Origin of the sequence: Acidovorax sp. ST3 (assembly GCF_003231145.1) — a bacterium.
In the GTDB taxonomy this organism is placed as follows: Bacteria; Pseudomonadota; Gammaproteobacteria; order Burkholderiales; family Burkholderiaceae_C; genus Acidovorax.
In genome coordinates this window covers 251,405-268,833 of record NZ_QKVP01000003.1, presented here as the reverse complement: position 1 = coordinate 268,833, position 17,429 = coordinate 251,405, and the positions used below count along the sequence as shown (strand labels likewise).

The following is a 17,429-nucleotide window of genomic DNA, read 5'->3' as shown; positions in this document are numbered from 1 at the left end:
GCAGTCAACCCTCCGCTGACAGAAAGAAAGGTATTCCTATGCAGATTGGCTTTATCGGACTGGGCGTCATGGGCCTTCCCATGGCACTGAACCTGGCGCGGGCCGGCACCCCGTTGTGGGTGTGGAACCGGTCGCCCGAGAAATGCGAGCTTCTGCGCGCCGCTGGCGCGCAAGTGGGCGCAACACCCGCCGAGGTCTGCGCGCAGGCGCAGGTCATCATCCTCATGCTGGCCAACGAACCAGCCATGGATGAAGCGCTACGGCGCGGCACGCCGGGTTTTGCCACGCAGGTGCGGGACCGGATCATCGTGCACATGGGCACTACGTCACCCGAGTATTCCAAGGCGCTGGAGCAGGACATCCTGGCTGCCGGCGGGCGCTATGTGGAGGCGCCTGTTTCGGGATCGCGCAAGCCAGCAGAGTCTGGAAAGCTGGTGGGCATGCTGGCGGGCGACCCGGCCAGCGTGCAGGCGGTGCAGCCGTTGCTGGCGCCCATGTGCCACACCACCTTTGTGTGCGGAGCGGTGCCGTCGGCACTGCTGATGAAGCTGTCGGTGAACCTTTTTCTCATCACCATGGTGACTGGACTGTGCGAAGCCGCGCACTTTGCCGACCACCATGGTCTGGACATGGAGCTGTTCCGCTCGGTGCTCGATGCGGGCCCCATGGCCAGCAGCGTGTCGCAGGTGAAGCTGGCCAAGCTGGTGGCGCGCGACTTCGAGGTGCAGGCCGCCATCCACGATGTGCTCAAGAACAACCAGCTCGTGGCCCAGGCGGCACGCAATGCACGGCTGGCATCGCCGCTGCTGGATGCGTGCCACGCACTGTTCGCGCAGACCGCCGACATGGGCCTGGGGCAGGAGGACATGGTGGCGGTGGTCAGAGCGCTGGAGGCGCGTACCGAGGCGCTGTAGCGGAGCACTTCGCCCACAGCACGCTGCGATATGCGTGCCGGTGTGCCGACTCGGCCCTTTGGCTGGCGCAAAGGTTGGGCATTCCACAATGCCGCCATGTTGTACGAGATGAGGAGGAGTTCCGTGGCGTCAAGATGGATAGGGTGGTGTGCGGTGTTGTCGGGAGTTTTGTTGGCGGGCTGCGCCAGCGGCCCGACGCATCCCACACTGGCAGGAGCCCAGCTGCCCGAATTGATCCCCGTGCGCGACTTCGTCGCCAGCCGCCAGTCCACCGGCGGCTACCGCGTGTCGCCCGATGGAAAGCGCATTGCCTGGTTTGGCACCGACGGCGTGGTGCCTGCGATCTGGGTGCAGTCCATCGATGGGGGCGACGCCAAGGCGTTTCGCATCCGTGCGCGCACCATCCGCTTCAGTGCCGACAGCCGCTGGCTCGGCATCACGGCCGACCCCACGGGCGATGAAAACACCCGCATCTATGCGGGCGCGGTCGAGGGCCCAGGCACAGAGTTGCGCGAGTTGATGCCCGCACCGCGTTCGGTGGCGCATTTTGCGGAGGCGGTGGATGCATCGTCCGACTTCATCGTCACCTCCAACCAGCGCGACAAGAAGGTGTTTGACCTGTACCGCGTGAACCCTGCGGGCGGCGCGCCGGTGCTGCTGGCCACCAACCCCGGCAACGTGAACTGGTGGGGTGTGGACACCAAGGGTCAGCTGCGCGCCCGGGCACAGATCCAGGGCGAGCAAGTGCTGCTGGAGCGGCCCGGCACCGAGCCAAGCACCTGGGTGACGGTGGCAGAGCGCAGCCGGTGGGACACGCTGAACATCTTTGGCTTGCACGACGAAGGCCGCAAGGCCTGGGCGCTGTCCAACCGGGGGCGCGACAAACTGGCGCTGGTGCGGATCGATCTGACGACAGGTGCCGAGGAAGAGTGGTTTGCCTCGCCCGACGTGGACTTGGATGAAGTTACGCTCAGTCGCCGCACTCGCGAGCCCCTGCTGGCGTACTTCATGCCGGGCTACCCGGCGCGCAAGGTGTTCGACGCCGCGCTTGATGCACAGTTGTCTGCGCTGGCAGGAGATCAACCGGCAGAGGTGCTTGTGACCAGTCTGGACCGGACTGACAAAGTGCTCACGGTCGCTGTCGCCACGGACCGGGGCACGCGCAGCTACCTGCTGCGTGACGGACACGAGCCTCGCTTTCTGGGCGAAAACCGCCTGAGCCTGATTGCCAAGGACCTGGCGCCCACCCGGCCCATCACGTACACCGCGCGGGACGGCCTGACCATTCACGGCTACCTCACGCTACCCGTGGGGGTTGCGCCTGAGCGGCTGCCCACCGTGCTGCTGGTGCATGGCGGCCCATGGCGGCGTGACCGGTGGGGCGATGGCCTCACCAGCCGCTCCATGCAGCAGTTCTTGGCCAACCGGGGCTATGCCGTGCTGCAGGTGAACTACCGGGGCTCCAGCGGCTACGGCCGCAACCACATGGAAAAAGCCCGGGGCGAGTTCGCGGGCCGCATGCACGACGATCTGGTGGACGGCGTGCGCTGGGCGGTGGAGCGTGGCGTGGCCGACCCGCAGCGCGTGGCGATCTATGGCGCGAGCTACGGCGGCTATTCAGCCCTGGTGGGTGCCACCTTCACGCCCGAAGTCTTTGCGTGTGCCGTGGATGTGGTGGGCGTGACGGACATCGCGCGCCTGCTGGAGGCTGCCCCGCCGTATTGGGAGCTGGGCCTGCCCTGGTGGCACCGCTATGTTGGCAACCCGGCCGTGCCGGAAGACCGTGCGCGCATGGATGCGAAGTCGCCCCTGTACCGGGCGGAGCATGCGCAAAAGCCCATCCTCATCATGCACGGTGTGAACGACCCGCGCGTGAAGCTGGAGCAGTCCGAATGGATGGTGGCGGCCCTGCGCAAGGCGGGCAAAGAGGTGGACTACGTCACCTTCAAAGGGGACGGCCACGGCAACCAGCGCTGGCCCAACAATCTCACCATGTACCGCAAGACCGAGGACTTCCTCGCCCGATGCCTGGGTGGGCGGACCAGCGGTTTTGACTACTACCAGCTGGGCGCGTGGGCGTTCTGATGGGGCAGGCAGTCACTTGGTTGCTTGCCCGCTGGGGGCGGCACGGCTGCGCGCTTGCCACCGCACTGGCCTTGCCCGCCGTGTGGGGTGCGGCAGGCGCCCAGCCCGTTGCACCGGCGGGCGCGGCCTCGGCTGCTGCAGAGGGTGCAGCCCCTGCGGCTCCGGTCTACACCCGTGCGCGGCTGGTGTCTGTGGAGATGGATGCGGGCGGCAACGCCACGCTTGTGCGGCTCAAGCTGCTGCCCCGCGCCAAGTTGCCATTCACCACACAGACCTTCCGGGTGGCCAACCCCGCGTTGCTGCACGGCATTTCGCAGGGGTCCTGGGTGCAGTTCACTGCCCGGCACATCGACGGCGAAAACACGCTCACGTCCATCCGCGTTACGGCGGAGTGCAAGAGGTTGGAGCCATGTGACTGACTGACTGCCCGGCAGGGCAAGGGCCACTGCAGCTTGCGCTGCATCAAGGAGAGATTGCGACGGCGACCACTGCGATACAGATATTGGTAGAATGAGAATCACTATTATTTGTATCGAGGCCAGTCACCATGAAAACCATGGACGATGGCGCTGCGGCGCGGTTGCATCTTCCTACGCAGCAGAACCTGTCCTCGCGGCTGGACCAGTTGCCGCGCCGCGCCTTGGGCCGGGTCACGGGCTTGTTGCCCGCGCAGGACGCGCAAGAGCACAGCATGCTGCTGCGCTTGCTGGAGATTGGCTTCCTGCCCGGTGAAACCGTGCAGGTGGTCGCACGCGGCGGATGGGGGGGCGACCCCATCGCGGTGCGGGTGGGGCAGGCTACGTTTGCGCTGCGTCGCCAGGAGGCCTCGATGGTGCAGGTGCAGCCGCTGGATGACACCAGCCTGTCTGCCAAGGAGCTGGCATGAACGCCCAGGCTACTGTGCAGCCCACCGCCGCCGATGCGCCCCTGCGCGTGGCGCTGCTGGGCAACCCCAACTGCGGCAAGACCGCGCTGTTCAACCTGCTCACGGGTGCGCGCCAGAAGGTGGCCAACTACGCGGGCGTGACGGTGGAGCGCAAGGAAGGCCTGCTGCAGACCGCCGCCGGCCGCCGCGTGCGCGTGCTGGACCTACCGGGCGCCTACAGCCTGCACGCACACAGCGTGGACGAGGCCATCACCCGCGACATCGTGCGCGGGCGCCGCGCCGGCGAGCCCGTGCCCGATGTGCTGGTGTGCGTGACCGATGCCACCCACCTGCGCCTGAACCTGCGCCTGGTGCTGGAGGCGCGCGCCCTGGGCCTGCCCATGGTGCTGGTGCTCAACATGATGGACGTGGCCGAGCGCCAGGGCATTGCGATTGACCGCGAGGCGCTGTCGCGCGAGCTGGGCATGCCCGTGCTGGCCACCGTGGGCGTGCGCGGCAACGGCGCCCAGGAGCTGGTGCAGTGGCTGGACAGTGCCAACCTGCAGCAACTGCAGCGCCCGGTGGTGGCGCCCGATGCGGCGGCGCGCCTGGACGCGAGCGATCTGGAGGCGCAGAACGATGTCATTCGCACCCACCAGGAGGTGCGGCGCATTCTGGACCAGGCCGTGCGCGTGCCGGTGGTTAGCCTGCGAACGGACGACCGCATCGATGCGGTGGTGCTGCACCCGGTGTGGGGCCTGTTGATCCTGGCGGCCACGCTGTTCCTGATGTTCCAGGCGGTGTTCAGTTGGGCCGAGCTGCCCAAGTCGTGGATCGAAGATGGCGTGGGCTGGCTGGCAGCCCAGGTCAACGCCCACATGGCGGACGGCCCCTTGCGCAGCCTGCTGACCGACGGGGTGCTGGCGGGCGCGGGCGGGGTGCTGGTGTTTTTGCCGCAAATCCTGTTTCTGTTCCTGTTCATCCTGGCGCTGGAGGACTCGGGCTACCTGCCGCGCGCGGCGTTCTTGCTGGACCGCGTGATGGGCACGGTAGGCCTGTCGGGCCGCTCGTTCATTCCGCTGCTGTCGAGCTTTGCGTGTGCCGTGCCAGGCGTGATGGCCACACGCTCCATCACCCACTGGCGCGACCGGCTGGTGACCATCATGATCGCCCCGCTCATGACCTGCTCGGCGCGCCTGCCGGTGTATGCGCTGCTGATTGCGGCCTTCATCCCCGAGCGCACCGTGGCGGGGGTGTTCAATCTGCAGGGCGTGGTGCTGTTTGCGCTGTATGTGGCGGGCATCGTCAGCGCCATGGCCGTGGCGGCGGTGGCCAAGCTGGCCCGCAGCGACACGCGCGCCACGCCGCTGATGATGGAGCTGCCCGCGTACCGCTGGCCCAGCGTGCGGGGCCTGGCTTATGGGCTGTACGAGCGGGCGGTGATTTTCATCAAGCGGGTGGGCGGCATCATCCTGGCCGTCACCGTGTTGTTGTGGTTCCTGTCCACCTACCCCGGCGCGCCAGAAGGCGCCACGCAGCCCGCCATCACTTACAGCCTGGCCGGCCAGTTGGGTCGCCTGCTGGAGGTCATCGTGGCGCCGATTGGCTTCAACTGGCAGATTGCGATTGCGCTGGTGCCCGGCATGGCGGCGCGCGAGGTGGCGGTGAGCGCACTGGGCACGGTGTACGCGCTGTCTGCCACGGGCGACGAGGTGGCCAGCCAGCTGGGGTCGCTGATTGCGGGCTCGTGGTCGCTGGCCACTGCGCTATCGCTGATGGCCTGGTATGTGTTTGCGCCGCAATGCATCTCCACCATCGCCGCCGTGCGGCGTGAGACCAATGGCTGGCGCTACCCGCTGCTCATGGTGGGGTACCTGTTTGCCATGGCGTATGCCGCGAGCTTTGTGACCTACCGCGTGGCGCTGGCGCTGGGCGGGGGCTGAGGAGAAACGTTGTGATGGCCCAGCAATTCATCGTTGGTCTGATCGTGCTCGCTGCGGCGCTCTATGTGCTCTGGCGTTACATGCCCGGGCGCTGGCGCCAGGGGTTGGGCAAGGTCCACCCGGGGCTGGTCCAGTCGCCCGGCTGTGGCGCGAGCGATGGTGGGTGCAGCAGCTGCGGCAGTTGTGCGGCACCATCCGATGCAGGTGCTGAAAAGCCCGTGGCCATGCCCGTTCGTCGCGGGTCTGTTTCTGAATAATTGCTATCTTTTGTATAGCTGCTGCCGCATGATTCACTAGCGCTACAGGCCGTTTCCGCTCCAATTGCCTACTGGTACAGCTGGCCCTGGCCCAGCGCGCTCAGCGCCTGTTGCAGGTTGACGCGCGCCTGGGCCTCGTAGCGCTGCGCAAAGTAGTCCGTGCCGTAGATGCGCGGACGGTCCAGAAACTCCTGCAGCACCGCGCTGCGCCCCGCCACATAACGCGGCCAGCGCACAAAGAAGTATTCGCGCCGCACGTTGCGTTCGAACTGGCGGTACACCGCGTCGTTTTGGCCCAGTATGGCCAAGTCGATGTCCACCACCCACAACGCATCGCCGGTGAGCGGACCCGGGGTGTGGCGGGTGTCCATCACATGCTGGTGCACGGTATCGGCCAGCGTAGAGGGCAGCCCTTGGCTGAGCAGGAACTGGTGCGCCCAGTCGGCGCTGCGCTCTTCGTTGTGTGCACTCCACGGCCAGTAGATGGCGTCGTGGTACCACAGGGCGAGGGCCACGGCATGGGGGTTTTGGATCGCGCCGGGCTGGTGGCCCTGCACCGCCTGCAGGTGCCGCAGGCAGGCCCGCAGGTGGGTGGTGTCGTGGTAGGCGCGGGGCCAGCGGGCCCAGCTGCGCAGCAGGCGCCGGCCTTCAGCACGCCAAGCGGGCGTGTCGCGCCCCAGCGCTTGGCCCAGGGCCTGCCAGTGCGCCAGCAATTCGGCGCTGTGGGCGGGCTGGCGGCGCCAGGGCATGGGGCTGTCAGGCCAGTTCGCCCAAAAGCAGATATTCCATCAGTGCTTTTTGTACATGCATGCGATTCTCTGCCTCGTCCCACACCACGGACTGCGGCCCATCGATCACGTCGGCCTCGACCTCTTCGCCCCGGTGTGCGGGCAGGCAGTGCATGAAGAGGGCGTCGGGTTGGGCGGCGGCCATCATTTCGGTGTCCACGCACCAGTCGGCAAAGGCCTTCTTGCGCGCTTCGTTCTCGGCTTCGTAGCCCATGCTGGTCCACACATCGGTGGTGACCAGGTCGGCGCCCCGGCAGGCTTCCATGGGGTTGCTAAAGAATTGATAGCTGTCAACGCTGATTCCATGGGCGCCAGCGGCCAATTTCTCGTCCACTTCGTAGCCGCGCGGCGTGCTCACATGCACCTTGAAGCCCAGCAGCGACGCGGCCTGCAGCCAGGTGTTGGCCATGTTGTTGCCGTCACCCACCCAGGCCACCGTCTTGCCCTTGAGGCAATCGGTCAGATTGCCGGTTCCGTCCTTGGGGCCCCGGTGCTCGATAAAGGTGAAGATGTCCGCCAGGATCTGGCAGGGGTGGTACTCGTTGGTCAGGCCGTTGATCACGGGCACGCGCGAGTTGGCGGCAAAACGCTCGATCTTGCTTTGCTCGTAGGTGCGGATCATCACCAGGTCAGTCATGCGGCTGATGACCTTGGCGCTGTCCTCGATGGGTTCGGCGCGGCCCAGCTGGCTGTCGCCCGTGGTCAGGTGCACCACACTGCCGCCGAGCTGGTACATGCCCGCCTCAAAGCTCACGCGCGTGCGGGTGCTGGCCTTCTCGAAGATCATGGCCAGCGTGCGGTCCACCAGTGGGTGGTGCTTTTCGTAGGCCTTGAACTTCTTCTTGATGAGCGCGGCGCGCTCGAACAGGTAGGCGTACTCGTCGGCGGTGAGGTCGGTGAACTGCAGGTAATGTTTCAGCGTCGTCATGGCAGTGGGACTATTCTTCATTCAGCCAGGATGGCTTTGACCAGCGGGGTCAGCTTGGCGACGATTTCGTCGGCTTCGGCGGTGGTGAGGATCAGCGGGGGCACCAGGCGGATCACGCTGTCGGCCGTGACCGACAGCAGCAGGCCCGCCTCGGCCGCGCGGCCAATCAGTGCGCCGCAGGGCTTGTTCAGCTCGATGCCCAGCATCAGGCCCTGTCCCCGGATCTCCTTCACACCGGGCAGGCTGCCCAGCTCGCGCTGCAGTGCCGCCTTGAGGTGCTCACCCACCGTGGTGGCATTTTGCAGCAGGCCGTCTTCTTCCATGATGCGAATGGTCTCGACCCCGGCGCGCATGGCCAGCGGGTTGCCGCCAAAGGTGGTGCCGTGGTTGCCGGGCTGCAGCACGTTGGCGGCCTTGGGGCCCGCCACCACCGCGCCAATCGGTACACCCGAGCCCAGGCCCTTGGCCAGCGGCATCACGTCGGGCACGATGCCGGCCCACTGGTGGGCAAACCACTTGCCGGTGCGGCCCATGCCGCACTGCACTTCGTCGATCATCATCAGCCAGCCGCGCTCATCGCACAGCTTGCGCAGCTGCTGCAGGTATTCCACGCGCATGGGGTTGATGCCGCCTTCGCCCTGGATGGTCTCGAAGAACACGGCCACCACGTTGGGGTTGCCTTCGGTGGCCTTCTTGATGGCCTCGATGTCGTTGACCGGCACGCGGATGAAGCCCTCGACCAGCGGGCCGAAGCCGCTGTAGATCTTGGGGTTGCCGGTGGCAGACATGGTGGCAATCGAGCGGCCATGGAAGGCCTTTTCGTAGACCACGATCTCGGGCTTGGCGATGCCCTTGTCCACGCCGAACTTGCGTGCAATCTTCAGGGCTGCCTCATTGGCCTCCAGGCCCGAGTTGCAGAAGAAGACGTTCTGCATGCCCGACAGCTCCACCAGCTTGGTGGCCAGCTGCTCTTGCAGGGGCGAGTGGTAGTAGTTGGAGGTGTGGATCAGCTTGGTGATCTGGTCCTGCAGCGCGGGCACCAGCTTGGCGTGGTTGTGGCCCAGCGTGTTCACGGCAATGCCGCCCAGGCCATCCAGGTATTCCTTGCCGTTCACGTCCCACACGCGGCTGCCTTGTCCACGGGCCAGCGCGATCGGTACGCGGCCATAGGTGTTCATCACGTGGGGCGAAGCTGCCTCAATGAAAGCGGTCATGCGGAAATCTCCAGACGGTGCAGTGGCGAAAAAACGAGTCACGATTCTAGGGGGAGCAGGGCGACGGTCTGTTGACGATTGCGCATCACTGCAATGCACCTTGCTAGCCGACTTTGGCCCGCTTGGTGGAGCCTGGCATAGGGATTAGAGGGGTAGCTCTTATATAAGAGTTAGAATGTCGCGCTGCGGTGCAGCATGCAGTGATCCTGCGTCTGAACCCTCACTACCACTCCAATCCCCGATGGTTTCCCCCTCCTCCAAAGAAGTCTTCATCCAGGGCATCACCCACGACGGGAAAACCTTTCGTCCCAGCGACTGGGCCGAGCGGCTGGCCGGGGTGATGAGCAGCTTTCGACCCGGTGGAGCCCGGCCGGGCAGCCACTTGAGCTATTCGCCCTGGTGCATTCCCACCACGCTCAATGGCGTGAAATGTGTGGTGGTGCACCGCGACCTGCAGGGGCACGAACCCATGGCCTGGGACTTCGTGATCAATTTCGCCCGCGACAACAACCTGCAGGTGGCCGAGGCCTGCCTGCTGCCCGACGTTCCCCCGCTTCCGAAGCGCTGAGCGCGTGTGGACCGGAGCGCCGACGGTAGTTAGCGCGGTCCTGGCACCCCTCAATAGCGCACGATGAGCGCAACGATGCCAAGGAACGCGGCCACCGCTGGTTCCATGCCGGGCAAGTCGATCACAAGTTCCCGTTTGAAGGTGATGGCCGACCTCTCCCGGATGCACCCCAGCGGTTGTCCGGTGGACGTGCGGGTGACGGGGAAGTTCTTTGTGAGCCAGCCGGCGGACGTTCCGACCTCGATGTCATCTGGCTGCGTCATCACGATGCGCGGCAGGCGCTGACCAGCGCTTTGGCCCAGAACGTCTGCCTGGGCGTGGATGGATTCATCGGCGGTTTCGAGCGTGTAGCGGATATCGCTGACGTACCCCCGCTTCAGGTAGCAATGCCGCATCCTCCAGGCCTGGCCATGCAAGGTCATCTGAATGTCGCCCTTGGCGGCATCTTCGGCGCTGAAGACGCGCAGCCGGGCATTTTTGGCCTGCGCAAACCACGCATAGTGGAATCCGCCCAACACCAGGCTTTCGGTGTCATCCAAAAACTCGTAGACAAAACCATCCAACGCTGATTTCTGACGCAGGATCATGGGGCCTCGTGGAGTTGGGGGGGTTGCCGGGCAATGTAGCCGGTTGCTATGTGGACGCCCACAACGAAAAAACCGCCCGAAGGCGGTTTGTTCGTTTTTTGCTGGCAGCGCACCCGTTACAAACGGCGAACGGCCGGTGCCGTTCGGGCTGTTTGCCTGCCGGGGCAGGCGGTTTATTGATTAAGCGGCTGCGGGTGCCAGGGCTTTCACCTTGGCAGACAGACGGCTCTTGTCGCGAGCAGCCTTGTTCTTGTGGAAGATGCCCTTGTCAGCCACGGTGTCCACCACGGCTTGCATCTTGGCGAACAGTTCGGTCGCCTTGGTCTTGTCGCCAGCCAGAACAGCCTTTTCGACGTTCTTGACAGCGGTACGGTATTTGGAACGCAGCGAGGTGTTTGCAGCGTTGATCTTGACGTCCTGACGGACGCGCTTGCGGCCCGACGCCAGGCGCGGGTTCTTCTTCTTGGGTTTTGCGGATGCCATTGTTTAGTTCCTTGGGTCTGTGGATGATGCCAGCAAAGCCCGCGATTATAGCCCAGAGCCTTTCGTTGCGCCACTGCGACAACGCTTCCCGCTCACCTCACCCACTTCCTGCACGCCTCACACGCACTGTTCACGTGGGTGATCCACTCCCTCATGAAGGATCGTCCCTTGAAGCTTCTGCTGCCTCCTGGGGCCACCCGGCCCGCTGCCAGTGCGCGCCTGCAAGCGCATACACTCCCGCCGGTGTCACTGTTCAAAGCCGCCTCCACCGTTTCCCTGTTGACCCTCGTCTCCCGCATCACGGGGCTGGTGCGCGAGTTGCTCATGGCCTCCGTCTTCGGGGTCAGTGCCATGACGGACGCTTTCAATGTGGCGTTCCGCATTCCCAACCTGTTCCGCCGCGTGCTGGGCGAGGGCGCCTTCAGCCAGGCTTTTGTGCCGGTGCTGGCTGCCACCCGGGCCGAGGAGGGCGACGACGGCGCCAAGGCGCTGATCGACCATGTGGGCACCTTGCTGGCCTGGACGCTGGTGCTGCTGTGCATCGCCGGTGTGCTGGGCGCGCCCTGGATGGTGTGGGCCATGGCCAGTGGCATGAAACAGTCCCCCCAGGGTTTTGATGCCGCCGTCACGATGACGCGCTGGATGTTCCCCTACATCGGCTTCATGTCGCTGGTGGCGCTGGCGGGGGGCATTCTCAATACCTGGAAGAAGTTTGCGGTGCCCGCCGCCTCGCCGGTGCTGCTCAACCTCGCCCTTATCCTGTCCATCACGCTGGGCGCGCCCTTGTTTGCACGCCACGGCATTGAGCCCATCTATGCCCAGGCAGCGGGCGTGATGCTGGGCGGCCTGCTGCAACTGGGCATTCAGGTGCCTGCGCTGCTGCGCCTGGGGTTGCTGCCGCGCATTGGGGTGCGCTGGGCGGCCATCCGTGCGGCCTGGGCCGACCCCACCACCCGCAAGGTGGCGCGCCTGATGCTGCCCGCCTTGCTGGGGGTGAGCGTGGCGCAGGTCTCGCTGCTCATCAATACGCAGATTGCCTCGCACCTTGCCACGGGCAGCGTGAGCTGGATCACCTATGCCGACCGCCTGATGGAGCTGCCCACCGCGCTGCTGGGTGTGGCGCTGGGCGTGGTGCTGATGCCGCAACTGGCCAGCGCCCGCGCCAAGCAAGACGACGAACGCTATTCGGCCATGCTCGACTGGGGACTTCGGCTGGTGGTGGTGCTGTCGGTGCCCTGCATGGTGGCGCTGCTGGTGTTTGCCAAGCCGCTGGTGGCTGTGCTGTACCACTACGGCGCCTTTGCCGACCGGGATGTGCAGCAGACCACGCTCGCGCTGGCGGGCTACGGTGTGGGCATTGTGGGCATTGTGGCCATCAAGGTGCTGGCGCCAGGCTACTTTGCCAAGCACGACATGCGGACCCCCATGCTGATTGCAGTGGCGGTGCTGGTGTTCACGCAGATGATGAACCTGGTGCTGGTGCCCTATTTGCAACATGCCGCGCTGACGCTGTCCATCGGCGTGGGGGCGGTCATCAATGCCACGTGGCTGCTGGTGGGGCTGCTGCGGCGTGGCAGCTACCGGCCGCTGCCAGGCTGGGGGCGGTTTGCCCTGCAGGTGGTGGCGGCCAGCGCCTTGCTGGCCGTGCTGCTGGCGTGGGGTGCGCAGCATTTCGACTGGGTGGAAATGAAGGCGCAGCGCCTGCAGCGCATCGGCCTGCTGGCCGCGATGATGGTGGCCGCTGCGGTGCTGTACTTTGGCGCCTTGTGGGCCGCCGGCCTGAAGCTGCGCCAGCTGCTGCGCCGCTGACCGGCAGCGGCCCGCCCGGCCCCCGAAATACCCTGCAAAGCCCGTGCTTCTGTGGCTTGACGCCATGGCAGCGGCCCCGTACAAAGCTGTCATGTCCCTGAGCCTTTCCGTGCCCACCTCGCTGGAGTACTTTGCATCGCTGGTGCAAAGCGACGACCACTTTCCCTTGCTCGAAGCGGCCGCCAGCCTTGCGCAGGATGAATACCCCGAATTCGACGTGCAGCAACTGCTGGGCGATGTGGACCAGCTGCAGGCCCGCATCAAGCGCCGCCTGCCTGCCGATGCCCCTGCGCTGCAGCGGCTGCGCACGCTCAACCAGTTCTTTTTTGCCGACCTGGGCTTCGGCGGCAACATCAACAACTACTACGACCCCGAGAACAGCTACCTGAACGCCGTGCTGCGCACGCGCCGGGGCATTCCCATCAGCCTGGCCGTGCTGTGGATGGAGCTGGCCCAGGGGTTGGGCCTGCATGCGCGGGGCATTGCGTTCCCGGGGCACTTCATGGTCAAGGTGCTGCTGCCCAAGGGCCAGGTGGTGTTGGACCCGATCTCGGGCCAGTCCCTGAGCCGCGAGGAATTGGCCGAGCGGCTGGAGCCCTACAAGCGCCGCAACGGCCTGGTGGACGACTACGATGTGCCGCTGGGCCTGTACCTGCAAGCCGCCACGCCGCGCGACATCATTGCGCGCATGCTGCGCAACCTGAAGGAAGTGCACCGCACCCAGCAGGACTGGCAGCGGCTGATTGCCGTGCTGGACCGGCTGATCGTGTTGTTGCCCGAGGCCTGGGGCGAGCGGCGCGACCGGGGCCTCGCGCATGCCGAGCGCGGCAACACGGCCGAGGCCGTGGCTGACCTGGAGGCCTATCTGGCCCACAGTGAAGACGGGCTTGACCTGGACCTCATCGCCGACCGGCTGAGCGCGCTGCGCAACGCCAACGGGTGAACCCCAGCGGCTGACCCTCCAATCAGTTTTAGAACGGCGTGCTGTCTGAAGGCAGCGCCGCCTGCAACTGCGCTACCTGGCGGCGCAGCTCGGTGTTCTCCGCCGTCAGCTCTGCCACACGCAGGCGCAGGGCGTGCAACTCGTCGGTGTTCCCTTCGGCACCGGCGGCCGGCTCTGCATGGGCTTTGTCGTCTGACGGCGCCTCGTCGCGCGGCTTGCGCTTATTGAGCTCGCGCACGCGTTTGGCTGCTTGCTTGAGTTCGTCCTTGCCGGCCGCTGCGGCCGCCACCTGTTCCTCGGCGGGCAGGGTGGCCACGGCGGCTGCGGCGTTGATGGAAATGGTGCCGGACTTGACGGCGGCCACCAACTCGGGCGCCGCCTGTTTCTGGATCTTTTCGATCATCACCACCTGGCTGCTGCTCAGCCGCGCGGCCTTGGCAATGGCCTCGCGGCTATTCAATGGGTCGGGAGCGGGCAGGGCGGCTGCGGCCTCGAGAACATCCGCCGCAGGGGTGGCTTCGGCGGTCTCCGTGCCGGTGGCTGCGCGCGCCTTGCGCTCGGCCATGATCTCGCGCTTGCGCAGGGCCAGCACGCCGCGCTGGAAGTCGGACACGCTGCGGCGGCCCAGGTGCTGGTCGATCATCCACAGGTGCACGTCCTCCATCGACTGAAAGCGCGGGTTCTGCACGGTCTGGAAGGGCAGGCCATGCTTTTGGCAGATGCCGTAGCGGTTGTGCCCGTCCACCAGCACATCGCCCCACAGCACCAGGGCGTCGCGGCAGCCTTCGGTGAGGATGCTGCGTTCCAGCGCATCGTGTTCGTCGGGGGTCAGGGGTTCGATGTAGGCTTTGAGTTCTTCGTTGACGACGATGTTCATGGTGGCAGGCGGTCCGGGGAGCTGGGCAAGGGGCGGCATTGTAGTGGGGCTAGCCACCGGGCCTGTCGTGCATCCAACCTGCCGACTGCCGAACAGTCTCACCTACTGATCGCGCGTGCCCCGCAGGGCCAGCCAGCCCGCCACTGCCGTGAAGGCCGCCACCACGGCCACGATGATCCAGAAGCCGTGGCTGTTATCCGCCAGCGGCACACCGCCCACATTCATGCCAAACAGGCCGGCCAGGATGTTGATGGGCAGGGCCAGCACAGTCACCACCGTCAGCACAAACAGGCTGCGGCTGTTGGCCTCCTGCACACTGGCGGCAATCTCTTCCTGCAGCAGCTTGATGCGCTCCTGCAGGCCCTGCATGTCGCGCAGCACCACAGAGAACTCTTCGGTCGAATCGCGCAGCTCCTGCGCATCGTCGGCGCCCATCCAGGCCGGTGGGTGCTGCAGCAGGCGGAACAGCGCCGCAGGCTCGGGGGCCAGCAGCCGCTGCAGCCGCACCAGCAGGCGCCGCAGCACGCCCAGCCGTGCGCGCTTGTGGTCCAGGCGGCCGGCCAGCAGCGCGTCTTCCACATCGTCGATGCGCTGGGTCACACCCCGCACGATGTCCACGAGGCCTGATGCCTGCGTGCGCATCAGTTCGGCCAGCAGCGCGACGCTGGAGCACGGGGCGTTGCCGCTGCGCACCGTGGTGCGCAGGGCATCCACCGACCGCAGCGGACGTGTGCGCCCCGTCACCATCAGGTGGGGCGCCACGCTGGTCCACAGCGTGGCAATGTCCGAGGGCTCGAACGCAAAATCAAAGTGGGCATCGTTGAGCACCGCGATCAGCGTGTCATCGTCGCGTTCGATGCGCGTGGACACCGAGCGGTCCTTGAGCGCATCAAAAAAAGCTTCCGGCAAATGGGCGTGCCGCTCCATCCAGCGCACCGCCTGCGCGTGGCTCAGGTTGAAGTGCAGCCACAGAAACTGGTCCGCTGGCGCAGCACCGGCCTGCAGGCTCGCCAGCCACTGCGCGGCCTGGGCCGAATCCACCTCCTGGGGCGGGGTATCGGTGCCCAGCAGATAGCCGCAGATCAGCCCGGCGGCGTCTGCGCCGTAGTTCTGGCTGGCACTGGCGGGGAAAGGGTTGGACAAAGGTGGGGAGTGGTCTGCGGGCGGCACGGCCTCGCATGCTGGCCTGTGGTTGTGACAGCGTTGTGACGGATCACGCCAGTGTCACGGCGCTGTCACTGCACCGGTTCACCATCGCGCATCTGTTTTGCATTACCGCCGGATGGTTGCCCATGTTCCACAACAACGCCCTCGACACACAGGAGCTGATGCAACGCATCGCCAACGACCTCATTGACAGCTACGACGAAGAGATTGAGCTGGAGATCGAAGACCGCGAGGTCGATGACATCGGCACCCCCAGCCCCGGCGACAAGCTGGCGCGCCAGCAATATTTCAAGGACCTGTTTCGCCTGCAGGGCGAGCTGGTCAAGCTGCAGGACTGGGTGCAGCACAGCCGCCAGAAGGTGGTGATCCTGTTCGAGGGGCGCGATGCCGCAGGCAAGGGCGGTGTCATCAAGCGCATCACGCAGCGCCTGAACCCCCGCGTGGCCCGTGTGGCCGCGCTGCCCGCACCCAACGACCGCGAGCGCACGCAGTGGTACTTTCAGCGCTATGTGGCGCACCTGCCTGCAGCGGGCGAGATGGTGCTGTTTGACCGCAGCTGGTACAACCGCGCGGGCGTCGAGCGTGTGATGGGCTTTTGCACCGACGACGAATACGAAGAGTTCTTCCGTACCGTGCCCGAGTTTGAAAAGATGCTGGTGCGTTCGGGCATCACGCTCGTCAAATACTGGTTCTCCATCACCGACGAAGAGCAGCACCTGCGCTTTCTGGGCCGCATTCATGACCCACTCAAGCAGTGGAAGCTCAGCCCCATGGACCTGGAAAGCCGCGTGCGCTGGGAGGCCTACACCAAGGCCAAGGAGACGATGCTGGAGCGCACTCACATCCCCGAAGCACCCTGGTGGGTGGTGCAGGCGGTGGACAAGAAAAAGGCGCGCCTGAACTGCATTGCGCACCTGCTGTCGCAGCTGCCTTACCAGGAGGTGCCGCACCCGCCCGTGGTGCTGCCCGACCGCATGCGCAACCCCGAATACCTGCGCCAGCCCGTGCCGGCCAGCATGTACGTGCCAGAGATCTATTGAGATGGAGGCACCCGGCGGGCTGCGCGGTGGGGGCGCGGTTATCTGTCCTTCAGCAGGCCAATGGTGGCGATCACGTCCCGCACCTTGAAGGGCTTGATCAGCACCCGCCGCACCTGCAGGGCCTTCATCTTCACGGCGGTGGACGCATCCACCTGTGTGGTGGTCACCGCCACCGGCACATCGGCGCTGACGGCCAGGGCGTCGTTACGCACCTGCTCCAGCAGGGCGACAGCCTCCTGCTCTTGCTCGTCCAGCGAGACGATCACGCCCGCATAGCTCTCATGGCTCAGCCGCTGCTGGGCCATGCGCACGCTGTTCACCTGCCGCACCACGGGCAGGTTCAGCTGGCGGGCCGTGGCCACGATGATGCTGCCGGTCAGCGAACTGGGTTCGACCAGCAGGATGTCCTGGGGGCCGCGGTCGCTCATGGGGCGGGTGCTCCCTGTTCGCGCCGCACCAGCTCTTCCACCGCCAGATCGCGCAGCGAGCCGAGGATGGCCAGGTCGATGTCGTCCAGGGTGCGCGGTTTGTTGTCGATCAGGCACAGCGTGCCCACGTTCTGCCCGCCGGGCAGCTTGAGCGGGGCACCGGCATAGAACTGGATGTGGGGCTCGCCCGTCACCAGCGGGTTGTCGATGAAGCGCTCGTCCTGGTTCACATCGGGCACCACCATGATGTCGTCTTGCAGGATGGCGTGGCCGCAGAACGAGATGCCTCGCGAGGTCTCGCACTGGTCCATACCCACCCGCGACTTGAACCACTGGCGGTCGTCATCGATCAGCGAGAGCAGCGCCGTGGGCACATCGAACTCCTGCGCGGCGAAGGCCGTCAGGCGGTCAAACCGCTCCTCGGGGGGCGTGTCCAGAATCAGCAGCTGGCGCAGGGCCTGCAGGCGGTCAGGCTCGTTGGCGGGGCGGGGTGGTTCTTGCATGGTGGCGACCCGGCGGGTGGTGCGGCAAAG

The 17,429-nt window shown here is 65.9% G+C and carries 19 protein-coding genes; 10 read left to right on the top strand and 9 right to left on the bottom strand.

Going from position 1 to position 17,429, the window contains the following annotated elements; translation table 11 throughout:
* Positions 1 to 38: 38 nt before the first annotated feature.
* The 6 genes from DNK89_RS10525 (at position 39) to DNK89_RS24500 (ending at position 6,064) form a co-directional block, all read left to right on the top strand.
* Positions 39 to 914: an NAD(P)-dependent oxidoreductase gene (locus tag DNK89_RS10525; protein ID WP_110960051.1), complete on the top strand. Its 876-nt coding sequence runs from the start codon at positions 39 to 41 to the stop codon at positions 912 to 914.
* Between the two features lie 240 nt (positions 915 to 1,154).
* Entirely contained in the window at positions 1,155 to 2,999 is a 1,845-nt protein-coding gene (locus DNK89_RS10520; RefSeq protein ID WP_161958934.1) for a S9 family peptidase, read from the top strand.
* Between the two features lie 20 nt (positions 3,000 to 3,019).
* Positions 3,020 to 3,418, top strand: a complete 399-nt coding sequence (locus DNK89_RS10515; protein ID WP_238990778.1) for a copper-binding protein — start codon at positions 3,020 to 3,022, stop codon at positions 3,416 to 3,418.
* A 137-nt stretch (positions 3,419 to 3,555) separates the two neighbouring features.
* Positions 3,556 to 3,885: a FeoA family protein gene (locus tag DNK89_RS10510; RefSeq protein WP_110960375.1), complete on the top strand. Its 330-nt coding sequence runs from the start codon at positions 3,556 to 3,558 to the stop codon at positions 3,883 to 3,885.
* Entirely contained in the window at positions 3,882 to 5,807 is a 1,926-nt protein-coding gene (locus DNK89_RS10505; RefSeq protein ID WP_110960048.1) for a ferrous iron transporter B, read from the top strand. Before DNK89_RS10510 ends, DNK89_RS10505 begins: the two co-directional genes overlap by 4 nt.
* 14 nt (positions 5,808 to 5,821) lie before the next feature.
* Positions 5,822 to 6,064, top strand: a complete 243-nt coding sequence (locus tag DNK89_RS24500) for a hypothetical protein (protein ID WP_110960047.1) — start codon at positions 5,822 to 5,824, stop codon at positions 6,062 to 6,064.
* 68 nt (positions 6,065 to 6,132) lie between these two features.
* On the opposite strand, the gene DNK89_RS10495 is transcribed toward DNK89_RS24500, so the two are convergent.
* Genes DNK89_RS10495 through DNK89_RS10485 form a run of 3 tightly spaced genes read right to left on the bottom strand, consistent with a single transcriptional unit; the run spans position 6,133 to position 8,994 of the window.
* Complete coding sequence (locus tag DNK89_RS10495) at positions 6,133 to 6,813, bottom strand: hypothetical protein (RefSeq protein WP_110960046.1); 681 nt, start codon at positions 6,811 to 6,813, stop codon at positions 6,133 to 6,135.
* Between the two features lie 7 nt (positions 6,814 to 6,820).
* On the bottom strand, positions 6,821 to 7,780 hold the full coding sequence (gene argF, locus DNK89_RS10490; RefSeq protein ID WP_110960045.1) for an ornithine carbamoyltransferase: 960 nt from the start codon (positions 7,778 to 7,780) through the stop codon (positions 6,821 to 6,823).
* A gap of 17 nt (positions 7,781 to 7,797) precedes the next feature.
* Positions 7,798 to 8,994, bottom strand: a complete 1,197-nt coding sequence (locus tag DNK89_RS10485) for an aspartate aminotransferase family protein (RefSeq protein ID WP_110960044.1) — start codon at positions 8,992 to 8,994, stop codon at positions 7,798 to 7,800.
* A 241-nt stretch (positions 8,995 to 9,235) separates the two neighbouring features.
* Between DNK89_RS10485 and DNK89_RS10480 the strand changes: the two genes are divergently transcribed.
* Positions 9,236 to 9,562, top strand: coding sequence for a DUF3579 domain-containing protein (locus tag DNK89_RS10480; RefSeq protein WP_110960043.1), 327 nt, complete (start codon positions 9,236 to 9,238; stop codon positions 9,560 to 9,562).
* A gap of 50 nt (positions 9,563 to 9,612) precedes the next feature.
* Here DNK89_RS10480 and DNK89_RS10475 read toward each other — a convergent pair whose 3' ends face one another.
* Positions 9,613 to 10,149 (bottom strand): hypothetical protein, encoded by a 537-nt coding sequence (locus DNK89_RS10475; protein WP_110960042.1) that lies wholly within the window; start codon positions 10,147 to 10,149, stop codon positions 9,613 to 9,615.
* 180 nt (positions 10,150 to 10,329) lie between these two features.
* Positions 10,330 to 10,632, bottom strand: a complete 303-nt coding sequence (gene rpsT / locus DNK89_RS10470) for a 30S ribosomal protein S20 (RefSeq protein ID WP_015015385.1) — start codon at positions 10,630 to 10,632, stop codon at positions 10,330 to 10,332.
* A gap of 243 nt (positions 10,633 to 10,875) precedes the next feature.
* On the opposite strand from rpsT, the gene murJ reads away from it, so the two are divergent.
* On the top strand, positions 10,876 to 12,441 hold the full coding sequence (murJ, locus tag DNK89_RS10465; protein WP_110960374.1) for a murein biosynthesis integral membrane protein MurJ: 1,566 nt from the start codon (positions 10,876 to 10,878) through the stop codon (positions 12,439 to 12,441).
* A gap of 91 nt (positions 12,442 to 12,532) precedes the next feature.
* Positions 12,533 to 13,384, top strand: a complete 852-nt coding sequence (locus DNK89_RS10460; RefSeq protein WP_015015383.1) for a SirB1 family protein — start codon at positions 12,533 to 12,535, stop codon at positions 13,382 to 13,384.
* Between the two features lie 28 nt (positions 13,385 to 13,412).
* Here DNK89_RS10460 and DNK89_RS10455 read toward each other — a convergent pair whose 3' ends face one another.
* Positions 13,413 to 14,261 carry a plasmid replication/partition related protein gene (locus tag DNK89_RS10455; RefSeq protein WP_110960373.1) on the bottom strand — a complete coding sequence of 283 codons (849 nt, stop codon included), beginning with the start codon at positions 14,259 to 14,261 and terminating at the stop codon, positions 13,413 to 13,415.
* Between the two features lie 102 nt (positions 14,262 to 14,363).
* On the bottom strand, positions 14,364 to 15,404 hold the full coding sequence (locus tag DNK89_RS10450) for a transporter (RefSeq protein WP_110960041.1): 1,041 nt from the start codon (positions 15,402 to 15,404) through the stop codon (positions 14,364 to 14,366).
* Between the two features lie 149 nt (positions 15,405 to 15,553).
* On the opposite strand from DNK89_RS10450, the gene ppk2 reads away from it, so the two are divergent.
* Positions 15,554 to 16,468 carry a polyphosphate kinase 2 gene (gene ppk2, locus DNK89_RS10445; protein ID WP_110960372.1) on the top strand — a complete coding sequence of 305 codons (915 nt, stop codon included), beginning with the start codon at positions 15,554 to 15,556 and terminating at the stop codon, positions 16,466 to 16,468.
* Between the two features lie 38 nt (positions 16,469 to 16,506).
* On the opposite strand, the gene DNK89_RS10440 is transcribed toward ppk2, so the two are convergent.
* Positions 16,507 to 16,896 carry a histidine kinase gene (locus tag DNK89_RS10440; protein WP_110960040.1) on the bottom strand — a complete coding sequence of 130 codons (390 nt, stop codon included), beginning with the start codon at positions 16,894 to 16,896 and terminating at the stop codon, positions 16,507 to 16,509.
* Complete coding sequence (locus DNK89_RS10435) at positions 16,893 to 17,399, bottom strand: GAF domain-containing protein (RefSeq protein ID WP_110960039.1); 507 nt, start codon at positions 17,397 to 17,399, stop codon at positions 16,893 to 16,895. The genes DNK89_RS10440 and DNK89_RS10435 overlap by 4 nt, the downstream gene beginning before the upstream one ends.
* Between the last annotated feature and the right edge of the window lie 30 nt (positions 17,400 to 17,429).

Coding starts and splice junctions, on each gene's coding strand:
- DNK89_RS10525 (WP_110960051.1), top strand. CDS start 39: ATGCAGATTGGCTTTATCGGACTGGGCGTCATGGGCCTTCCCATGGCA.
- DNK89_RS10510 (WP_110960375.1), top strand. CDS start 3,556: ATGGACGATGGCGCTGCGGCGCGGTTGCATCTTCCTACGCAGCAGAAC.
- DNK89_RS10505 (WP_110960048.1), top strand. CDS start 3,882: ATGAACGCCCAGGCTACTGTGCAGCCCACCGCCGCCGATGCGCCCCTG.
- DNK89_RS24500 (WP_110960047.1), top strand. CDS start 5,822: ATGGCCCAGCAATTCATCGTTGGTCTGATCGTGCTCGCTGCGGCGCTC.
- DNK89_RS10495 (WP_110960046.1), bottom strand. CDS start 6,813: ATGCCCTGGCGCCGCCAGCCCGCCCACAGCGCCGAATTGCTGGCGCAC.
- argF (WP_110960045.1), bottom strand. CDS start 7,780: ATGACGACGCTGAAACATTACCTGCAGTTCACCGACCTCACCGCCGAC.
- DNK89_RS10485 (WP_110960044.1), bottom strand. CDS start 8,994: ATGACCGCTTTCATTGAGGCAGCTTCGCCCCACGTGATGAACACCTAT.
- DNK89_RS10480 (WP_110960043.1), top strand. CDS start 9,236: ATGGTTTCCCCCTCCTCCAAAGAAGTCTTCATCCAGGGCATCACCCAC.
- DNK89_RS10475 (WP_110960042.1), bottom strand. CDS start 10,149: ATGATCCTGCGTCAGAAATCAGCGTTGGATGGTTTTGTCTACGAGTTT.
- rpsT (WP_015015385.1), bottom strand. CDS start 10,632: ATGGCATCCGCAAAACCCAAGAAGAAGAACCCGCGCCTGGCGTCGGGC.
- DNK89_RS10460 (WP_015015383.1), top strand. CDS start 12,533: ATGTCCCTGAGCCTTTCCGTGCCCACCTCGCTGGAGTACTTTGCATCG.
- DNK89_RS10455 (WP_110960373.1), bottom strand. CDS start 14,261: ATGAACATCGTCGTCAACGAAGAACTCAAAGCCTACATCGAACCCCTG.
- ppk2 (WP_110960372.1), top strand. CDS start 15,554: ATGTTCCACAACAACGCCCTCGACACACAGGAGCTGATGCAACGCATC.
- DNK89_RS10440 (WP_110960040.1), bottom strand. CDS start 16,896: ATGAGCGACCGCGGCCCCCAGGACATCCTGCTGGTCGAACCCAGTTCG.
- DNK89_RS10435 (WP_110960039.1), bottom strand. CDS start 17,399: ATGCAAGAACCACCCCGCCCCGCCAACGAGCCTGACCGCCTGCAGGCC.